General features: G+C 56.1%; 16 protein-coding genes, 2 tRNA genes and 1 other RNA gene. 10 read left to right on the plus strand and 9 right to left on the minus strand.

The features are described 5' to 3' along the window. Window positions 1–113 precede the first annotated feature (113 nt). Genes selD through ACOWVD_RS02830 form a run of 4 tightly spaced genes read left to right on the plus strand, consistent with a single transcriptional unit; the run spans window position 114 to window position 4,493 of the window. Complete coding sequence (gene selD / locus ACOWVD_RS02815; RefSeq protein ID WP_016927479.1) at window positions 114–1,157, plus strand: selenide, water dikinase SelD; 1,044 nt, start codon at window positions 114–116, stop codon at window positions 1,155–1,157. A gap of 8 nt (window positions 1,158–1,165) precedes the next feature. Beyond that, window positions 1,166–2,275 carry a tRNA 2-selenouridine(34) synthase MnmH gene (mnmH, locus tag ACOWVD_RS02820; RefSeq protein ID WP_172575159.1) on the plus strand — a complete coding sequence of 370 codons (1,110 nt, stop codon included), beginning with the start codon at window positions 1,166–1,168 and terminating at the stop codon, window positions 2,273–2,275. Beyond that, on the plus strand, window positions 2,275–4,200 hold the full coding sequence (locus tag ACOWVD_RS02825; protein WP_004932196.1) for a DNA topoisomerase III: 1,926 nt from the start codon (window positions 2,275–2,277) through the stop codon (window positions 4,198–4,200). Before mnmH ends, ACOWVD_RS02825 begins: the two co-directional genes overlap by 1 nt. After that, window positions 4,197–4,493 (plus strand): YnjH family protein, encoded by a 297-nt coding sequence (locus ACOWVD_RS02830; RefSeq protein ID WP_004932195.1) that lies wholly within the window; start codon window positions 4,197–4,199, stop codon window positions 4,491–4,493. The genes ACOWVD_RS02825 and ACOWVD_RS02830 overlap by 4 nt, the downstream gene beginning before the upstream one ends. Window positions 4,494–4,514: 21 nt before the next feature. On the opposite strand, the gene ACOWVD_RS02835 is transcribed toward ACOWVD_RS02830, so the two are convergent. From ACOWVD_RS02835 to ACOWVD_RS02870, 8 genes are all read right to left on the minus strand, one after another. Beyond that, window positions 4,515–4,916 carry a pyrimidine (deoxy)nucleoside triphosphate diphosphatase gene (locus tag ACOWVD_RS02835; protein WP_021503849.1) on the minus strand — a complete coding sequence of 134 codons (402 nt, stop codon included), beginning with the start codon at window positions 4,914–4,916 and terminating at the stop codon, window positions 4,515–4,517. A gap of 43 nt (window positions 4,917–4,959) precedes the next feature. Beyond that, window positions 4,960–5,766, minus strand: a complete 807-nt coding sequence (xthA, locus tag ACOWVD_RS02840) for an exodeoxyribonuclease III (RefSeq protein WP_004932192.1) — start codon at window positions 5,764–5,766, stop codon at window positions 4,960–4,962. Between the two features lie 101 nt (window positions 5,767–5,867). Beyond that, window positions 5,868–6,440 (minus strand): TIGR00730 family Rossman fold protein, encoded by a 573-nt coding sequence (locus ACOWVD_RS02845; RefSeq protein WP_004932190.1) that lies wholly within the window; start codon window positions 6,438–6,440, stop codon window positions 5,868–5,870. Window positions 6,441–6,632: 192 nt separating this feature from the next. After that, window positions 6,633–6,760, minus strand: a non-coding RNA gene (locus ACOWVD_RS02850) — RtT sRNA. A gap of 48 nt (window positions 6,761–6,808) precedes the next feature. After that, window positions 6,809–6,893 (minus strand) — tRNA-Tyr (locus tag ACOWVD_RS02855). A 96-nt stretch (window positions 6,894–6,989) separates the two neighbouring features. Further along, window positions 6,990–7,074, minus strand: a tRNA-Tyr gene (locus tag ACOWVD_RS02860). A gap of 175 nt (window positions 7,075–7,249) precedes the next feature. Beyond that, entirely contained in the window at window positions 7,250–8,098 is an 849-nt protein-coding gene (gene purU, locus ACOWVD_RS02865; RefSeq protein ID WP_004932187.1) for a formyltetrahydrofolate deformylase, read from the minus strand. Window positions 8,099–8,166: 68 nt separating this feature from the next. Then, window positions 8,167–8,631 (minus strand): YchJ family protein, encoded by a 465-nt coding sequence (locus ACOWVD_RS02870; protein ID WP_004932183.1) that lies wholly within the window; start codon window positions 8,629–8,631, stop codon window positions 8,167–8,169. Between the two features lie 118 nt (window positions 8,632–8,749). Here ACOWVD_RS02870 and rssA point away from each other — a divergent pair, with 118 nt between their 5' ends. From rssA to ACOWVD_RS02895, 5 genes are all read left to right on the plus strand, one after another. Continuing rightward, entirely contained in the window at window positions 8,750–9,652 is a 903-nt protein-coding gene (rssA, locus tag ACOWVD_RS02875; protein WP_015378095.1) for a patatin-like phospholipase RssA, read from the plus strand. A 103-nt stretch (window positions 9,653–9,755) separates the two neighbouring features. Continuing rightward, a complete protein-coding gene (gene rssB / locus ACOWVD_RS02880; RefSeq protein WP_004932178.1) occupies window positions 9,756–10,769 on the plus strand; it encodes a two-component system response regulator RssB in 1,014 nt (337 codons plus the stop codon). A gap of 213 nt (window positions 10,770–10,982) precedes the next feature. Further along, entirely contained in the window at window positions 10,983–11,900 is a 918-nt protein-coding gene (galU, locus tag ACOWVD_RS02885; RefSeq protein WP_015378094.1) for a UTP--glucose-1-phosphate uridylyltransferase GalU, read from the plus strand. A gap of 40 nt (window positions 11,901–11,940) precedes the next feature. Beyond that, window positions 11,941–13,284: a UDP-glucose dehydrogenase family protein gene (locus ACOWVD_RS02890; protein ID WP_197799027.1), complete on the plus strand. Its 1,344-nt coding sequence runs from the start codon at window positions 11,941–11,943 to the stop codon at window positions 13,282–13,284. 9 nt (window positions 13,285–13,293) lie between these two features. Continuing rightward, window positions 13,294–14,304 carry an NAD-dependent epimerase gene (locus ACOWVD_RS02895; RefSeq protein ID WP_049240803.1) on the plus strand — a complete coding sequence of 337 codons (1,011 nt, stop codon included), beginning with the start codon at window positions 13,294–13,296 and terminating at the stop codon, window positions 14,302–14,304. Between the two features lie 185 nt (window positions 14,305–14,489). Here the strand turns inward: ACOWVD_RS02895 and hns are convergent, their stop codons facing one another. Next, a complete protein-coding gene (gene hns / locus ACOWVD_RS02900) occupies window positions 14,490–14,897 on the minus strand; it encodes a histone-like nucleoid-structuring protein H-NS (RefSeq protein ID WP_004932170.1) in 408 nt (135 codons plus the stop codon). 699 nt (window positions 14,898–15,596) lie between these two features. Here hns and ACOWVD_RS02905 point away from each other — a divergent pair. Next, a complete protein-coding gene (locus ACOWVD_RS02905) occupies window positions 15,597–16,181 on the plus strand; it encodes a thymidine kinase (protein ID WP_015378091.1) in 585 nt (194 codons plus the stop codon). Window positions 16,182–16,230 lie beyond the last annotated feature (49 nt).

Here is a 16,230-nt window from a genome sequence, read left to right on the forward strand (position 1 = left end):
AATTGCATGGTTTCTGAGCAGGCCGCTCGCTTATCCGCGGCGCGCTCTTATCAATCCCCTCGGCAAGCGCTACCCTATGTTATCTTGAGTGCCGTTACCGAAGGGAGTGGACTATGACATCGCCAGCGATCCGTTTAACCCAGTACAGCCATGGCGCTGGCTGCGGCTGCAAAATCTCACCGAAAGTTCTCGAAACCATCTTGCACAGCGAGCGGGAAAAATTTGTCGATCCGCGTCTGTTGGTCGGCAATGAAACCCGCGACGACGCGGCGGTGTATGACATCGGCAACGGCGTCGGCATCATCAGCACTACCGACTTCTTCATGCCGATCGTCGACGATCCGTTCGATTTCGGCCGTATCGCCGCCGCTAACGCCATCAGCGACGTGTACGCCATGGGCGGCAAACCGATCATGGCGATCGCCATTCTCGGCTGGCCAATCGCTAAACTGCCGCCGGAGGTGGCGCAGCAGGTGATCGACGGCGGGCGTTTCGCCTGCCAGCAGGCGGGGATCGCGCTGGCCGGCGGCCATTCCATCGATGCGCCGGAACCTATCTTCGGCCTGGCGGTCACTGGCGTGGTCAATACCGAGCGAGTGAAAAAGAACAGCGCCGCACAGGCCGGGGCGCAACTCTATCTGACCAAGCCGCTGGGCATTGGCGTGCTGACGACCGCCGAGAAGCAAAGCAAGCTGCGCCCTGAACATCAAGGGCTGGCGACGGACGTGATGTGCCGCCTGAATAAGCCGGGCGCCGACTTTGCCGAAGTGGCGGGCGTCACGGCGATGACCGATATCACCGGCTTTGGCCTGTTGGGCCACCTGAGCGAAGTTTGTCAGGGCTCCGGTCTGCAGGCGACGGTCTGGTTCGATCGGGTGCCGAAACTGCCGCACGTCGAGGCGTACATCGCCGAGGGCTGCGTGCCGGGCGGCACCGGGCGCAACTTCGACAGTTACGGCCATCTGGTGGGCGAGATGAGCGATTTGCAGCGTCAGCTGCTGTGCGATCCGCAAACCTCCGGCGGTTTGCTGTTGGCGGTATTGCCGGAGGCGCAGGCGCAGGTGCTGGCGATTGCCGAGCAGCACGGCATCACGCTCAATCCTATCGGTGAGCTGCATGCCGCACAGGCAGGTAAACCGCTGATCGAGGTTGTGTAGTGTCCAAGATGCAAGGCAGGCCGGACAGCGCCGATTATCAACGCATTTTTCTGCAGGACGTGCCGCTGATTGACGTGCGTGCGCCGATCGAGTTTCAGCAAGGCGCCTTCGCTCAGGCGGTGAACCTGCCGCTGATGGTCGACAGCGAGCGGCAGGCGGTGGGCACCTGCTATAAACAGCATGGTCAGCAAGCGGCGATTGCGCTCGGCCACAGCCTGGTGAACGGCAAACTGCGCGAACAGCGCACCGCCGCCTGGCTGGCGGCCTGTGCGCAGCGACCCGAAGGTTATATTTACTGCTTCCGTGGTGGGCTGCGCTCACAGCTGGTGCAGCAATGGCTGCATGAGGCCGGCGTCGAGTACCCACGTATCACTGGCGGTTATAAGGCGCTGCGCAATTATCTGCTCGGCGTGTTGGCGCAAAGCGCGGCATTGCCGATGGCCCTGGTGGGCGGCAATACCGGCAGCGGCAAGACGCTGCTGGTCAACGAACTGGCCGACGGCGTCGATCTGGAAGGCGCGGCGCGCCATCGCGGTTCATCTTTTGGCCGAACGCTGGCGGGGCAAAGCTCACAGATCGATTTTGAGAATCGTCTGGCTGTGTTATTGCTGAAAAAACAGCATGGTGGCAGCCGCCGTTGGGTGCTGGAAGACGAAGGGCGGATCATCGGCAGCAACAATCTGCCGTTGCCGTTGTTCAACGGCATGCAGCAGGCGCCGGTGGCGGTGATCGACGATCCGTTTGATATTCGCCTGGCACGCCTGCAGGCCGAATATATCGACGGGATGCGCGAACAGTTCGAACAGGCCTATGGCGTGGAAGAAGGCTGGCGGCAGTACGACGACTATCTGCATCACGGCCTGTTCGCCATTCGCCGCCGGTTGGGCCTGGAGCGCTTCCAGCAGCTGACGCAGCGGCTGGAAGCGGCGCTGCGGGCACAGCGTCTCAGCGGCCAGGGTGACGCGCACCGCGAGTGGTTGGCGCCCTTGTTGCAGCAGTACTACGATCCGATGTATTGCTATCAGTTGGAAAAGAAAGCCCAGCGGATTGTCTTCCGTGGGAACTATGCAGAAGTAAGAGAATTTTTGATGACGTTCAGCCAGAAAAACGGTGAATAATGCGACTGTTCATAGCCGAGAAACCGAGTTTGGCGCGCGCCATTGCCGACGTATTGCCCAAGCCGCATCGCCGCGGCGACGGGTATATCGCCTGCGGCAACAATGATGTGGTGACCTGGTGCGTCGGCCACCTGTTGGAGCAGGCTCAGCCTGACGCCTATGACAGCCGCTATGCGCGCTGGTCGTTGGCAGACCTGCCGATAATTCCCGAAAAATGGCGGTTGCAGCCGCGGCCTTCGGTCAGCAAACAGCTCAACGCCATTAAAAAGTTGCTGCTTGAAGCCGATGAAGTGGTTCACGCCGGCGACCCGGATCGCGAAGGGCAGCTGCTGGTGGATGAGGTGCTGGACTACCTGGATTTGACGGCGGAAAAGCGCCAGAACGTGCGCCGCTGTCTGATCAACGACCTCAACCCGCAGGCGGTGGAGCGCGCGGTTGAACGCCTGCGCGACAACCGTGACTTCATCCCATTGTGCGTGTCCGCCCTTGCGCGCTCACGCGCCGACTGGCTGTACGGCATCAATATGACCCGCGCTTATACGCTGCTGGGCCGCAACGCCGGTTATGACGGCGTGTTGTCGGTGGGCAGGGTGCAGACGCCGGTGCTGGGGTTGGTGGTGCGGCGCGATGAAGAGATCGAAAACTTCGTGCCGAAAGACTTCTTTGAGGTCAAGGCGCACATCGTCACGCCGAAAGAAGAGCGTTTCGTGGCGCTGTGGCAGCCCAGCGAGTCGTGCGAGCCTTATCAGGACGAAGAGGGGCGTTTGCTGCACCGGCCGTTGGCGGAGCATGTGGTCAAGCGCATTGAAGGCCAGCCGGCTCTGGTCACGTCTTATAACGATAAACGGGAATCGGATACCGCGCCGCTGCCGTTTTCGCTCTCCACGCTGCAAATCGAAGCGGCCCGGCGTTATAACCTCAGCGCGCAACAGGTGCTGGACGTTTGCCAGCGGCTGTACGAAACCCACAAGTTGATTACCTATCCGCGTTCCGACTGTCGCTACCTGCCGGAAGAGCATTTCGCCGGCCGCCACGCGGTGCTGAACGCCATCAGCGTGCACCAGCCCGAGCTGTATCCGCAGCCGGTGATCGACAGCGATCGCCGCAACCGTTGCTGGGACGATAAAAAGGTCGACGCGCACCACGCCATCATTCCCACCGCCCGCGCCGGCAAGATTAATCTGACGCAGGATGAGCGGAACGTGTATGGGCTGGTGGCGCGCCAGTATCTGATGCAGTTCTGTCCGGATGCGGTATTCCGCAAATGTGTGATCGAGCTGGATATCGCCGGCGGCAAATTTATCGCCAAGGCGCGATTCCTGGCGGAGGCCGGCTGGCGTACGCTGCTGGGCAGCAAGGAGCGTGACGAGGAGAACGAAGGTGCGCCGCTGCCGGTGGTGGCTAAAGATGATGAGCTGTTGTGCGAGCGCGGTGAAGTGGTGGAGCGCCAGACGCAGCCGCCGCGGCCGTTTACTGACGCCAGCCTGTTGTCGGCCATGACCGGCATCGCGCGGTTCGTACAAGATAAAGCGCTAAAGAAAATCCTGCGGGCGACCGATGGTTTAGGTACGGAAGCGACGCGAGCGGGGATCATCGAATTGCTGTTCAAGCGGGCGTTTCTGTACAAGAAGGGACGCTATATTCACTCCAGCGAAACCGGGCGCGCGTTGATTCACTCGCTGCCGGATCTTGCTGCGCGCCCTGATATGACGGCCAACTGGGAAGCCACGCTGACGCAAATCAGCGAGAAATCCTGCCGCTATCAGGACTTTATGCAGCCGTTGGTCGGCACGCTGCAAGAGCTGATTTATCAGGCCAAGCAGAGCCGGGCGAGCATGGCGTTTCGTGGATTGCCGCCGCCGCCCTCCAGCGGAGGCAAAAAACGCAGGAAAAGCGCCGGCAAGGCGCAGGAGAAGAGTGAATGAAGCGTGGACTCACTGGTGTATTGGCTGCCGCGGCCCTGATGTTTTCCGGCCTGGCCGCCGCCAATCGCGGCGATGTGGACGTGGTGCTACCGGTTTCGCCGGAGATCTGGGGCGCGGCCAAAAGCGGCGACAATCCGCCGTCGGCGCAGCCCTGCAGCCGTTGTTGCGTCTACCAGAATCAGAACTATTCCGAGGGGGCGGTGCTCAAAGTCGAAGGGGAAGTGCTGCAGTGCGTGCGTGAGCCTAATACTATCGGCACCAACCCCTTGATTTGGGTACGATTGAAGAAGTGACGATGTAACCTGTCACCGCGCTTAGCGCGCCTCGCCTTGCGCGGCTAGATAATCCGCCAGCAGTGGAACGTCAGCGGGCGCCAGGGGGTATTCCTGCGCCTGTTGCGGCGTGACCCAGACCAGCGCCGAATGGCAGCGCTGTTGCAGTTCACCGGAGAACTCCGCGACTCGCCAGGCATGCAGTCGGATGATGCGTTCGCCTTGCCGCCACTGATTGCTGCCCACATAGTTGCCGATACGGGCGCTAATCCCCAATTCTTCATCCAGCTCGCGCGTCAGCGCCTCCGGCTGGCTTTCGCCGGTTTCAACCTTGCCGCCGGGAAACTCCCACAGTCCGGCTTGATCGCTGCCTGCGCCGCGCTGGGCGAGCAAAATACGCCCATTTTGTTCCAGAATGGCGGCTACTACGTCGATAATTTTCATCGGCTTCACAGAATAAAACCCCGGCGAGCGCCGGGGGATGGGGTTACAGCGTGAATTCCGCCCAGACCGGCGCATGGTCGGAAGGTTTCTCCATGCCGCGGGTTTGGTAATCAATGCCGGTGGCGATGCAGCGCGAAGCCAGCGGGGTGCTGGCCAGCAGCAGATCGATACGCAGGCCGCGATTGTCGTCGAACCCTTTGGAGCGGTAGTCGAACCATGAAAACTCGTCGTTGCGCCCCGGGTTGGCGTGGCGATAGGTATCCACCAGGCCCCAGTTCAGCAGGCGATCCATCCATTCGCGCTCTTCCGGCAGGAAGGAGCACTTGCCGGTGCGCAGCCAGCGTTTGCGGTTGTCTTCGCCGATGCCGATATCGTAATCACTCGGGCTGATATTCATGTCACCCATGATCAGCACCGGGGATTCCGCCGACAGCTGCTGCTCCAGGTAGTTTTGCAGATCCTGATAAAAGCGTGTTTTAGCCGGGAATTTGATCGGATGGTCGCGGCTTTCACCTTGCGGGAAGTAGCCGTTGATCACCGTCAGCGTGCCCTGCGGCGTAGCCAGATCGGCCATGATGATGCGACGCTGCGCGTCTTCTTCATCGGTTGGGAAACCGCGGCGCACGGCCAGGGGCTCCGCTTTGGTCAGCAGCGCCACGCCGTAATGGCCTTTTTGCCCGTGATAGAACACGTGATAGCCGTGCTGGCTGACTTCTTCCAATGGGAACATGTCATCGTGAACTTTGGTTTCCTGCAGACCGATCACGTCGGGCTGGTGCTGTTCGATAATTGCCGCCAGCTGATGCGGACGCGCGCGCAGTCCATTGATATTAAAAGAGACAAACTTCATGAGCGGTGCCGTTTTCACGAGAAAAATGTGCTGTGATAGTAGCAGAGTTTGGCGGGAAATGTAACGCAGACAGCGGCAGGACCGCTGACTGCGCCGCGGGTTTATTTCGCCCAGCGGTCGTAATTTTTAGGTTGATAGTCGTCAAACTGTTGCAGCAGCGTCTGTGCCGATTCGCTGATGTGCAGGGTGCCGAGATAGTCGTGACGCATAAAACCCTGATCGGCGACGTGCTCGAGGAACTGGCTCAGCGGGCGGTAGAATCCGTTGACGTTCAGCAGGCCGACCGGCTTATTGTGATAGCCGATTTGCCCCCAGGTCCAGATTTCAAACAGCTCTTCCAGCGTGCCGATGCCGCCGGGCAGGGCGATAAAACTGTCCGCCAGCGCTGCCATACGGGCTTTGCGCGTATGCATGTCTGGCACCACTTCCAATTCAGTCAGGCCGCGATGCGCCGTTTCCGCTTCAACCAGGCGCTCGGGGATAATGCCGACCGCTTCACCGCCTGCGGCCAACACCGCGTCTGCCACGATCCCCATCAATCCTTTTTTGCCGCCGCCATAGATTAAACGGCGCCCCTGTGCGGCCAGCAGTTGCCCCAGTTGACGAGCCTGCTCGGCATAAGCGGGATTGACGCCTTCGCTGGCGCCACAAAAAACGCAAATATTGTTTCGCATCCACCTGTTCCTTACTGCACTAAAGAAGCCAGTGGTATAGCGAATTGTCGGCCGGAGTTCAAGTTACGGCTGGGAGAGAGGAACAAAACGGCTGGATTAAAGCGGTTAATAAGGGGAGATAACTTGATTTATTGATACGAGAACATTGGATGCAACGTGTTTTAAGTAGGGTTTGGAATTTTCTGCAAAAGGTGGTGGTGGGGGAAGGATGATTCGTCGCTACGCGACTCACCCTGCGGGCCGCGCTGAAGCGCGTTGTCTCACTGCGTGAGACTCGAACCTTGGTCGAAGCTTCTCATCCTTCCCCAATGCGGAGCATTATGGAAGTGATGTGCTTTTAATTAGGTTCGGGGATTTTCTGCAAGGGATGGTGGTGGGGGAAGGATTCGAACCTTCGAAGTCTGTGACGGCAGATTTACAGTCTGCTCCCTTTGGCCGCTCGGGAACCCCACCATGGTATTCATGGATTTACAAATTGTTGTTCCGGTTTTACCCGGAAGAAACCTGGCCGGTTTCTTTACTGCGTCTTCGCTCCTGGCAGAGAGAAGATGGTGGTGGGGGAAGGATTCGAACCTTCGAAGTCAGTGACGGCAGATTTACAGTCTGCTCCCTTTGGCCGCTCGGGAACCCCACCATATACATGGCTATTTAACTGGCCTTGCTTGCGAGAGCGCTGTCTCGGTAAGCGGGGCGCATCATATCAAATGAAGCGGATGTGTAAAGTATTGAAATGCAGAAAATGAATCGTTTGCCGTTTTTTTATTCTTGACGGTGCATCCCTGAACGAAATGCACCGATTTATTGAACGATTACAGAATAACGGTGCGGTTGCCGTAGACGAAGACGCGCTGCGCCAGCACCTGATACAGAGCGCGGCTGAGCACGTTTTTCTCCACGTCGCGGCCGGCGCGCATCATATCCTCGGCGGAATAGGTGTGATCGACGTGGATCACGTCCTGCATGATGATCGGGCCTTCGTCGAGATTGTCGTTAACGTAATGGGCAGTGGCGCCGATGATTTTTACCCCGCGCTCGTAGGCCTGGTGGTAAGGCCGTGCGCCGATAAACGCCGGCAGGAACGAATGGTGAATGTTGATTACCTGATTCGGATAATGTTGCACGAAGGCCGGGGTCAGCACGCGCATATATTTGGCCAGCACCACGTAATCCGGCTGATATTGATCGATCTTGGCCGTCATTTCGCGGTCGTGCTGTTCGCGCGTCAAGCCTTCGTGGCTCACCAGATGGAAAGGAATATCGAAACGCTCCACCAGCGTTTGCAGCGTGTCGTGGTTGCCGATTACGGCGGCGATCTCAACGTCGAGGCCGCCATAGGCGCTTTTCATCAACAGATCGCCCAGGCAGTGCGCCTCTTTGGTGACCAGCACCACGATGCGCCGGCGCCCGGTGCTGTGCAGTTCACGCAGTGAACCTTCCGGCAGAGCGCTGTCCAGATCGGCCAGCAGCGTGTTGTCGTTGAAAATGCCTTCCAGTTCGGTGCGCATGAAGAAACGCCCGGTGCGGTGATCGACGAACTCATTGTTCTGGACGATATTGAGTTCGTGCTTGTAACAGATGTTGGTGATCTTGGCGATCAGCCCTTTGGCGTCCGGGCAGATGGTGCGTAACACTTTCCGTTGTACATTTTGGTGTGGCATGGGTTTGAGGATCCTGTCTGATACTGAACGGCCTGTCTGCGCAGGCGTAAACGTGAAGCGCCGGCCGATTAGCGCCCGCAGCACTTCTTGTATTTTTTCCCTGAGCCACAGGGACACATCGCATTTCGGCCGGGCTGGGGTTTGGTGCCGTCGATATAATACCAACGTTGATCGCGACGAAGGAAGCGCGAGCGCTCATGCATCGTCTGCGGCTCGCCGCTTTCGCCATCGGTGAAACGGGCGATGAATTCGACGAAGCCTTCATCCGGCTCATGACCGGCTTTCTCTTCCACGATCGTCAGGCCTAGCCACTCGGTATTCTTAAAACTGTCGACGATGGCATTGCGCCATGCTTCGGCGCCGCAGTCGGGGTGCCAGGTGGCGATCAGATAGTCGACGTTATGATTCACGTAGGCGGTGAAGCGTGAACGCATCAGTTGGCCGGGCGTCGGTGCCGGCTGACTGCCGCTGATAAAAGGGGCGCAGCACGCGTTATACGCCAGTCCGCTGCCGCATGGGCATGATTCGGGCAAAATGACTCCTGAGAAAACGAGGCTGAAAATGAATTTAGCGCATATGTTACCTAACAATATTCGTCAGTGACAATCTACCCTGAAAGCAGAGAACACCGTTTACCGAGAGGATGACGCGATGCGGCAAATCAAGATCGGACTGGCGCTGGGAGCGGGCTCGGCTAAAGGCTGGGCGCACATCGGCGTGATCAATGCGTTAAAGAAGCTGGGGATTGAGGTCGATATCGTTGCCGGCTGCTCTGTCGGCGCGTTGGTGGGCGCCGCGTTCGCCAGCCATCGCCTGCCGGCGATGGAGCAGTGGGTGCGATCGTTCAGCTATTGGGACGTGATTCGCCTGATGGATTTTTCCTGGCAGCGCGGCGGCCTGTTGCGGGGCGAGCGGGTGTTTAACGCCGTCGGACAGCTGCTGAAGATCAATGATATCGCCGATTGTGCGTTGAAGTTCGGTGCCGTGACGACCAATCTCAGTACCGGGCGTGAGCTGTGGCTGACCGAAGGCGATATTCATCAGGCGATACGCGCCTCCTGCAGCATGCCCGGCCTGTTGGCGCCGGTATGGGCCGACGGCTATTGGCTGGTGGATGGCGCGGTGGTCAATCCGGTGCCGGTGTCGCTTTGCCGCGCCATGGGCGCCGATATCGTCATTGCGGTCGATCTGCAGCATGACGCGCACCTGATGCAGCAGGATCTGTTCTCGATACGTATCGAGGAAGAAAGCCCGGACGATGCGCCTGCGGCTACCTGGCGCGGGCGTCTGCGGGAACGCGTCGGCAGAATGCGCAAGCGCAAACCGGCGACGGCGCCGACGGCGATGGAGATTATGAGCACATCGATTCAAATGCTGGAGAATCGCCTGAAGCGCAACCGAATGGCGAGCGATCCGCCGGATGTCTTGATCCAGCCTTTTTGCCCGCAAATCTCAACGCTGGATTTCCATCGCGCCGATGAAGCGATCGAGGCGGGGTTGCTGGCGGTTGAAAAACAACTGGATCGGTTGTTGCCGTTGATAAAAAATAGATAATTCTCGGTTCTTGGTTGGCAATGCGCAGTTGGTCTGTTTCAGACGAGCATAAGTGACCTTTTTGAGCCACTATTACACTATGGAAAGGGACGAGGCTCGGCTGATGGCATTACCACTCACTCACAAGCGCATCTTGATCGTTGAGGACGAACAGGTTTTTCGTTCCGTGCTGGTCGGTTATCTGACCTCGCTGGGCGCTGAAACCGGCGAGGCGACCAACGGTTTACAGGCGCTGAGTGCCGTCGATGACTTCAAGCCGGATCTGATTCTGTGCGATCTCGCGATGCCGGAAATGGGCGGTATCGAATTCGTTGAACACCTGCGTTTGCAGGGGCTGCAGATCCCGGTGCTGGTGATCTCGGCCACCGACAAGATGGCGGACATCGCCAAGGTGCTGCGGTTGGGCGTGCAGGATGTGCTGCTCAAGCCGCTGACCGATCTCAATCGCTTGCGTGAAGCGGTGCTGGCGTGCTTATACCCCAATATGTTCACCTCCCAGGCGATTGAAGAGGTTGAACTGTTTCAGGATTGGGATGCGTTGAGCAAAAATCCTTCCGAAGCCGTCAAACTGCTTAAGCAACTGCAGCCGCCGGTACAGCAGACCATTGCGCATTGCCGGATCAACTATCGGCAGTTAACCACCGGCGAAAATCCCGGCCTGGTGCTGGATATTGCCGCCTTGTCAGAAAAGGACCTGGCATTCTATTGCCTGGACGTCACGCGCGCCGGCGATAATGGCGTATTGGCGGCATTGCTGTTGCGCGCATTATTTAATGGGCTGCTGCAGGACCATCTGGCTAATCAACAGCATCGTTTGCCGCAAATGTCGGCATTGTTAAAGCAGGTTAATCAATTATTGCGGCAGGGGAAATTAGACGGTCAATTCCCTCTGTTGTTGGGATATTATCACGCCGAAAATAAAAACCTGATTCTGGTTTCCGCCGGGTTGCATGCCAACGTCAATACCGGTGACAATCAAATCCAGCTGAGCAACGGCGTGCCACTGGGGACGCTGGGGGCTACCTACATGAATCAGATCAGCCAGCGTTGTACCGCCTGGCAATGTCAGGTATGGGGCAGCGGTGGCCGATTGCGACTGATGCTCAGCGCTGAATAGCAGGCAGCGATCGGCGCGATCTTAAGCTATTTACTTATCTGTAATTAAACCGTTTATTTATTCTCCGGATTATCCGAACGGGTAATAGTCCTAAATGCTTTCTATTTGTGTTCTGGTTAATGCTCGGCGCGCATAAGCTGGTATACTCCGAAGGTTTTTTTATATCGAGCCCAAGCTCATAAAATGAGCGCTTTAGCTTTAAGAGAGGAAATAATGCCTGCTGTAAATCGCAAAGTCAGAAAAGCCGTGATCCCGGTTGCAGGCTTGGGTACGCGGATGTTGCCGGCCACCAAAGCCATTCCGAAAGAAATGCTGCCGCTGGTTGATAAACCTCTGATCCAATACGTCGTCAATGAGTGCATTGCGGCGGGGATTAACGAGATTGTGCTGGTCACCCACTCCTCCAAGAACTCGATCGAAAACCATTTTGATACCAGTTTCGAACTCGAAGCGATGCTGGAAAAACGCGTCAAGCGCCAATTGCTGGACGAAGTGCAGTCGATCTGCCCGAAAGGTGTTACCGTGATGCAGGTTCGTCAGGGTAATGCCAAAGGCCTGGGGCACGCGATTATGTGTGCCTACCCGATGGTGGGCGATGAACCGGTCGCGGTGGTGCTTCCGGACGTGATCCTCGACGAATACAGCGCCGATCCGAAAAAAGACAACCTGCACGAAATGCTGCAGCGCTTCGAAGCCACCGGCGTCAGCCAGATCATGGTTGAACCCGTGCCGCATAAGGATGTCGGAAACTACGGCGTAGCCGACTGTAAGGGCGTTGATTTGCAACCGGGCGAAAGCGCGCCGATGGTCAGCGTGGTTGAGAAACCGTCGCCGGATAAAGCCCCTTCCAACCTGGCGATTGTCGGTCGTTATGTGTTGTCCGCCGATATTTGGCCGCTGTTGGCGAAAACGCCTCCAGGTGCCGGCGATGAAATTCAGCTGACTGACAGCATCGAAATGCTGATGCAGCAGGAAACGGTGGAAGCGTATCACCTGAAAGGCGTGAGCCATGACTGCGGTAACAAACTGGGTTACATGCAGGCCTTCGTGGAGTACGGCATGCGTCATGCCAGCCTGGGCAAAGAGTTTTCTCAGTGGCTGCAACAGGTTGTTGCCGCTGACAAGAAGTAATTTGATCTTTCGTCTTAATTTGAAAAACTAGGATTTTCACATGAAAGTAACAGTTTTTGGTATTGGTTATGTGGGGCTGGTACAGGCCGCCGTGCTGGCTGAAGTTGGCCATGATGTTATGTGCATCGATGTTGACGAACGAAAAGTCGAGAACCTGAAAAAAGGGAATATCCCGATTTTTGAACCGGGCCTGACGCCGCTGGTACAGCAAAACTATGAGGCTGGGCGCCTGCATTTCACCACCGATGCCAAAGCGGGCGTGGCGCACGGGAATATCCAGTTTATCGCCGTCGGTACGCCGCCGGATGAAGACGGTTCCGCCGATCTGAAATATGTCACCGCGGTGGCGCGCACCATCGCCGAGCACATGACCGATCGCAAAGTGGTGATCGACAAATCTACCGTGCCGGTCGGTACGGCGGACAAAGTGCGTCAGGTGATGGCGGAAACGCTGGCAAAACGCGGCAGCAACGTGCCGTTCGACGTGGTGTCCAACCCTGAATTCCTGAAGGAAGGCGCTGCGGTGGCTGACTGCATGCGCCCTGAGCGCATCGTGATCGGCACCGATAATAAAGAGGTGATCGAGCCTATTCGCGAGCTGTACGAGCCGTTTAACCGCAATCACGATCGTATGATCATGATGGATATCCGCAGCGCGGAGCTGACCAAATATGCCGCCAACTGCATGCTGGCGACCAAAATCAGCTTTATGAACGAAATGTCCAACCTGGCAGAAATGCTGGGCGCGGACATCGAGAAAGTGCGTCAGGGCATTGGTTCCGACTCACGCATCGGTTATCACTTCATCTACCCTGGCTGCGGCTACGGTGGTTCTTGCTTCCCGAAAGATGTCCAGGCGTTGATCCGCACGGCAGAGCAGATCGGTTACCAACCGAAGCTGCTGCAGGCGGTAGAGCAGGTCAACTACCAACAGAAAGACAAGCTGAACAGCTTTATCAAAGACTACTTCGGCAGCGATCTGAAGGGCAAAACCTTCGCGCTGTGGGGCCTGGCGTTCAAGCCGAATACCGATGACATGCGTGAAGCGTCCAGCCGCGTGCTGATGGAACAGCTGTGGGCTGCCGGTGCCACCGTTCAGGCCTACGATCCGGAAGCGATGAACGAAGTTCAGCGCATTTATGGCCAGCGCGACGACTTGAAGCTGATGGGTACCAAAGAGGCTGCGTTGCACGGCGCCGATGCTCTGGTGATCTGCACCGAATGGCAGAATTTCCGCGCGCCGGACTTCGACGTGATCAAAAGTGAGTTGAAGCAGCCGGTGATCTTCGATGGACGTAACCTGTACGATCCGGAGCGTTTGGAGAATCGCGGCTTTACCTACTACGCGATTGGCCGCGGCGCCTCGATTAAACCGGTTATTTAAGGAGTGGGCATGAAATTCCTGGTTACAGGCGCCGCAGGGTTTATTGGTTATCACGTTGCAGAGCGTTTGTTGACCGCCGGGCATCAGGTTGTCGGCATCGATAACCTGAATGACTATTATGACGTGGGCCTGAAAATGGCCCGTCTGGACAGACTGGCGGATAAGCCGGGATTCCGCTTCATCAAGTTGGATTTGGCCGATCGTGAAGGCATGGCGACATTGTTCGCCGAGCATCAGTTCCAACGAGTCATTCATTTGGGTGCCCAAGCCGGCGTGCGTTATTCGCTGGTCAACCCGTTGGCTTATGCGGACGCTAACCTGATCGGTCATTTGAACGTTCTGGAAGGCTGTCGTCATAATAAGGTCGAGCATTTACTTTACGCTTCATCCAGCTCTGTTTATGGCCTCAATCGCAAGTTGCCGTTTGCTACCGAAGATTCTGTCGACCACCCTGTGTCACTGTATGCGGCAACTAAAAAAGCCAATGAGCTGATGTCACACAGTTACGCTCATTTATACGGTCTCCCGACGACGGGGCTACGCTTCTTTACCGTATATGGTCCCTGGGGGCGCCCGGATATGGCGCTGTTCAAGTTTACCAAGGCCATATTGGCGGGGGAGAGTATCGATGTATATAACCACGGTGAAATGCACCGTGACTTTACTTACATTGATGATATCACCGAGGCGATTGTGCGGCTGCAGGCGGTTATTCCGCAGGCGGATCCGTCATGGACCGTTGAACAGGGATCGCCGGCGACCAGTTCCGCACCGTATCATGTTTATAATATCGGCAATAACACCCCCGTTAAACTGATGGAATATATCACGGCGTTGGAGCAGGCTTTAGGGGTAACAGCCCGCAAGAATATGCTGCCGATGCAACCTGGCGACGTGATGGATACCAGCGCTGATACCGCAGAGCTTTATCGCGACATTGGTTTTAAACCGGAAACCAGCGTTGAAGAGGGTGTAAAGCGCTTTGTTGATTGGTATAAGGCATTCTACCAGGTTCAATAATTGAACGGGAGTAAATGCGATAAAGGGGCCTTAGGGCCCTTTTTTTTCGCTGGGACTTCATGCAAGGAGGAAAATGTGAATCAGGATATTTACTAAAAAGAGAGGGATGAGGCGGGATCACGTCTATAAGCTTTAAAATGAAAAGGCCCCCGCAGGGAGCCTTTCAGATACGGACTGAATCGCTATTACAGCAGGAAATCGTCCAGAGATTTACCTTGCTCTTCGATAGCTTTCTTAATCACCGCAGGAGTACGGCCTTGGCCGGTCCAGGTTTTCAGCTCGCCGTTTTCGTCTTTATATTGGTATTTGGCAGGACGTGCCGCACGTTTTGCTTTGCCGGCAGCCTTGTTGGCAGCCATGGTTTGCAGCAGTTCATTCGGATCAATACCGTCAGCAATCAGCATTTCGCGGTATTGTTGCAGTTTACGAGTGCGTTCTTCGATTTCTGCTTGAGCCTGGCTGTCTTCTTCGCGACGTTCGTTCACAACAACTTCCAGTTTCTCGAGCATTTCTTCCAGCGTTTCCAGTGTGCATTCTCTTGCCTGGGCGCGCAGAGTACGGATGTTGTTCAAAATCTTTAATGCTTCGCTCATTGTCCTAGTCTCAAATTATATTGGTGGGGGGCGTCTCGATAATAATAGAGCGCTATTTTCTTTTCTGCAATAGCCAAATTGACTTGAATACTCAAATTTACCTTTTAAAAAACCGTTAATCGGATCTGTCCGACTAATATAGGAAGGGCTGTTAACTATTACCCTTGTCGCACTTAAGTCAAAATTTCAGCAGGCATGCTTTAAAAGGCGCGTGTCGCAAGGCTTTCATCGATAAGTTATCGCCGTAATTTATATCAATATTACAATGGGTTCTGTGGGCTTAATCACGTCATGGCAAGACAGACATTGTAAACAATAGGGGTATATAGGTAAAGATTGCGTCAGGAAACGTCGGGGACAGCGGAGGTGATTAAATGCCCTGTATTGGCCCCGTGTATAATAGACTGACGCGCCGTTGCGGTTGCGGCACCCGCCGCTGCGAAAGGGTGATTATGCATTAATGGGCAAATGATCGCGGTTAACCATTAGCAAGAATTAATAGTGATGACAGGCATACATTATCCTGTAAATAGCTGTAAAAGGAACGGGCCGACAGAACGATATGTTTCGCTTGAAAGCGCATTATTACGGCGAACGCAATATTCGTTCGCTTTGGGCTGAGCTGGGGGGCGGCTTATGGTACACTTACCGTCCTAATCGACATTTGAATATTTCTTATACCATCGGAGTTGCGGGGCCATGGCTCAACTTTATTTTTATTACTCTGCGATGAATGCCGGCAAGTCCACCGCGCTGCTACAGTCTTCATATAACTATCAAGAACGTGGTATGCGCACGCTGGTGTTCACTGCGGAGATCGATCACCGCTTTGGCGTAGGTAAGGTCAGCTCGCGCATCGGTTTATCCTCGCAGGCCCAGCTCTATAACAACGACTCGATGCTGTACGCCATGATTCAGCAAGAGCATCAACAGCAACCGGTGCATTGTGTACTGCTGGATGAAAGCCAGTTCCTGACCAAGGCGCAGGTTGAGCAATTGTGCGATGTGGTGGACCAACTGGACATTCCCGTATTGTGCTACGGCCTGCGTACCGATTTTCTCGGTGAGCTGTTTACCGGCAGCCAATATTTGCTGGCCTGGGCCGATAAGCTGGTGGAATTGAAAACCATCTGTCACTGTGGGCGCAAAGCCAATATGGTGCTGCGGTTGGATGAAAACGGCCAGGCGATGCACGCCGGTGAGCAGGTGGTGATTGGCGGTAACGAGAGCTATGTCTCCGTCTGCCGCAAGCATTATAAAGAGGCGATTCACTCCCTGGAGTAGGGGAGAAAACGCCGCCAAAGCCCGCTGAGGCGTTTTGGCGGCGTGAGTC

The organism is Serratia sp. SA088 (assembly GCF_049065515.1).
In the GTDB taxonomy this organism is placed as follows: domain Bacteria; phylum Pseudomonadota; class Gammaproteobacteria; order Enterobacterales; family Enterobacteriaceae; genus Serratia; species Serratia nematodiphila.